Origin of the sequence: Streptomyces sp. UH6 (genome assembly GCF_013421635.1) — a bacterium.
GTDB classification, from domain to species: Bacteria; Actinomycetota; Actinomycetes; order Streptomycetales; family Streptomycetaceae; genus Streptomyces; species Streptomyces abyssomicinicus.
In genome coordinates, this window is sequence record NZ_JACADT010000777.1 from 1 (window position 1) to 2,702 (window position 2,702).

Below are 2,702 nucleotides of genomic sequence, written 5' to 3' on the forward strand. Positions count from 1 at the left end.
CACGGAGGGCGGCCACCCGGCGGTACAGCTCGCGGCCCCGCGTGACCACCGGCACCCGGTCCCCCAGCAGCGGGGGCAGCGCCCGCCCCTGGTCGCTCTCGTGCCCGCCGACGGCGACGACGGCCCCGTGCGGCACGGCGTCAGCCTCCGACCGGGTCGTGGCAGGAGACCAGCTTGTTGCCGTCGTCGAAGGTCGCCTCGACCTGGAGGAGGGGCAGCATCTCCCGCACTCCCGGCATGGTGTCGTCCTCGCCGAGCACCTGCCGGCCGAGTTCCATGCAGTCGGCGACGCTCTTCCCGTCGCGGGCGCCCTCGAGGATGGCCTCCGTGACCAGGGCGACCGTCTCGCTGTAGTTGAGCTTCAGCCCGCGGTCGTGACGCCTGCGGGCCAGATCGGCCACGACGTAGACGAGCAGCTTGTCGATCTCACGGGGGGCCAGGTTCATCGGGCGATGCCTTCCTCGGTAGCGGTTGCGCGCTCGGCGGTGTGCCGGGGGGTGGGTGACGCTCAGCCGTCCTCCGCCCTGGTGATGCGCGGCAGGAGCGGCACGGCCGCCAGCAGCGCCCAGGTGGTGACGTTGAACGGCCAGGTGAAGGTGTGGCTGCCGAACACCTTGAAGAACACGGAGAGTGAGGCCGTCAGGCCGGTGCTGGCGGCGGCGGCCAGGACGGCGTAGCCGTGGTTCCACGGCGAGGGGCGCAGCAGCACCACCCCGAAGGCCAGCGCGGTCAGGACGGCGTTGTAGCCGTAGATGCCCTCGCCGATCAGCGCGGCGGGCGCGCCGAGCGCCCATGCGGTGAGCAGCCCGGTGACGCTGCCCACCACGGTGAACAGGCCCACCTTCCAGCCCGCCAGGAACAGGCCGACGAGCATGATCAGGCCGACGTACCAGGTGCCGGCGAAGAAGATCTGGCCGACGTTGTTGAAGAAGCCCTGCCACAGGTCCGTCCAGCTGACGACCGGGGAGGTGGGGGTGGCCGGCGTGACCGCCGTCTCGGGGGTGCCGTGCCAGACGCGTTCGAAGGACGGGGCGCCCAGGACCATGACCAGCGACACCAGGCAGAAGGGCCCGGTGAACGCCTTCAGCCCGACCGGGACGAGCAGGTGGTTGAGGGTGGCGGTGACCAGGGTGCACATGACGGCGGCGGACACGGCCATGACGTACGTCGAGAGGCTGTGGCCGAGGTACACGACCATGGCGATGGCGCCGAGCACGCCGCAGTAGGTCATCAGCCCCTGCGTCACCGTGTCCTGGGGGACGGCCAGCAGGCGCGCGGTGAGCGTCGAGACCACCGCGCCGATGGTGGCGAAGAGGCCCATCTCCCAGCTCTCCACCCACAGGGCGGCCAGGATCACCGCGGAGGTCCACACGCTCGCCTGGAAGTCCACCTGCCCCACGCCGCGCAGCGCGCCCAGGGCGGTCCCCTTGAGGGTGTCGGGTGCGTCTCCGGCGCCGCCGGCCTGCTCGGTGCGCGTCGTCACGTCGATCCTCCGGAGTGCTGGGAGTGCTGCGCCGATCGGGCTGTTGTCCCTGTCCGCGCCCAGGGCTGTCGGCTGACCGGCCGTCAGCAACCTAGGGTGACGATATGGAACATTTCGGTAGGTTCCACCTCCATTCGCATCCGGATCACACGAACGGCCCCCAGTGGCCGGTGGTCGCCGCGGTGGCGGTCGGAGGTGCGGTGGGCGCCGCGCTGCGCTTCGGGGCCGCGAACGTGTGGCGCAACGGCAGTGACGCGGAGCTGGTGTGGCCGACGGGGGAGGCCGCCTTCCCGTGGACCACCCTGCTGGTCAACGTCGTCGGCTGTTTCCTCATGGGGGTGCTGACGGTGACGTTGAAGGAGCGGTTCACCGGGGCGCCCCGGCTGCTGAACCCGCTGCTGGGGACGGGCGTGCTCGGCGGCTTCACCACGTTCTCGTCCTACACGGACGACACGCGGCGCCTGTTCGAGAACGACCAGCCGGGCTCCGCGCTGGGCTACCTCGTGCTCACGGTGGCGGGGGCCCTGGCGGGCGTCGTCCTGGGCGCGGCGCTGACCCGCGCGGTCCTGACGGGGCGCGGGAGCACGGACGAGGCGACGGGGGGCGGCCACCGATGAGTCACCTGCTGCTGGTCCTGCTGGGCGGAGCCGTCGGTGCCGCCGCCCGCTACCTGATCTCGGCCGTGGCGGGCAGGCGCCTGAGCGGCGCGTTCCACTGGGGTACGTTCCTCGCCAACATGGCCGCCTGTCTGCTCCTGGGGTTCCTGGTCGAGGCGGGCGGGGAGGACGCGCTCGGCCCGTCCGGGCAGGCGCTGCTGGCCACGGGGTTCTGCGGCGCGCTCTCCACCTGGTCGACGTTCTCCCACGAGGTCATGGCCATGGCCGACGGCCGGCGGGTGGCCGGTGCGGCGGGTTATCTCCTCGTCACGGTCGTGGCCGGCCTCGGCCTGTCGTTCGCGGGGGCGGGCATCGCCGCGGCCCTGTGGTGACCGGAGCCGTCTCCCGCGCGGCACGCCGGTGGCGCGCGGCGCTGCCCCCGCTCGACCGGGGCCGTGGCGTCAAGGCGCTGGTCGCCTTCGGCCTCTCCGTCGGGCTGGTCACGGCGGGAGCCGGCATCCACAACGGGGTGTTCACCGCCATGGGCTGCTACATCGACGCCTACGGCGCCCGCGACCCGTACCCCCGGCGGGGTCCGCTGCTGGTCGTCCTGTCCGCGGGCT

Annotated in this window: 4 protein-coding genes and 1 pseudogene; 3 read left to right on the forward strand and 2 right to left on the reverse strand. The window is 72.6% G+C overall.

Annotation, left to right across the window (positions count from 1 at the left end; genetic code table 11):
* Window positions 1-140: 140 nt before the first annotated feature.
* Entirely contained in the window at window positions 141-446 is a 306-nt protein-coding gene (locus tag HW445_RS25670) for an urease subunit gamma (protein WP_180223281.1), read from the reverse strand.
* Between the two features lie 62 nt (window positions 447-508).
* Window positions 509-1,483 carry an urea transporter gene (locus HW445_RS25675; protein WP_308799910.1) on the reverse strand — a complete coding sequence of 325 codons (975 nt, stop codon included), beginning with the start codon at window positions 1,481-1,483 and terminating at the stop codon, window positions 509-511.
* A gap of 104 nt (window positions 1,484-1,587) precedes the next feature.
* Between HW445_RS25675 and HW445_RS25680 the strand changes: the two genes are divergently transcribed.
* The 3 genes and pseudogenes from HW445_RS25680 to HW445_RS25690 form a co-directional block, all read left to right on the forward strand.
* Entirely contained in the window at window positions 1,588-2,100 is a 513-nt protein-coding gene (locus HW445_RS25680) for a CrcB family protein (protein WP_180223282.1), read from the forward strand.
* Complete coding sequence (locus HW445_RS25685) at window positions 2,097-2,471, forward strand: CrcB family protein (RefSeq protein ID WP_180223283.1); 375 nt, start codon at window positions 2,097-2,099, stop codon at window positions 2,469-2,471. The genes HW445_RS25680 and HW445_RS25685 overlap by 4 nt, the downstream gene beginning before the upstream one ends.
* Window positions 2,468-2,702: pseudogene (locus tag HW445_RS25690) on the forward strand (hypothetical protein); the annotation flags it as partial. The gene HW445_RS25685 and the pseudogene HW445_RS25690, both read left to right, overlap by 4 nt.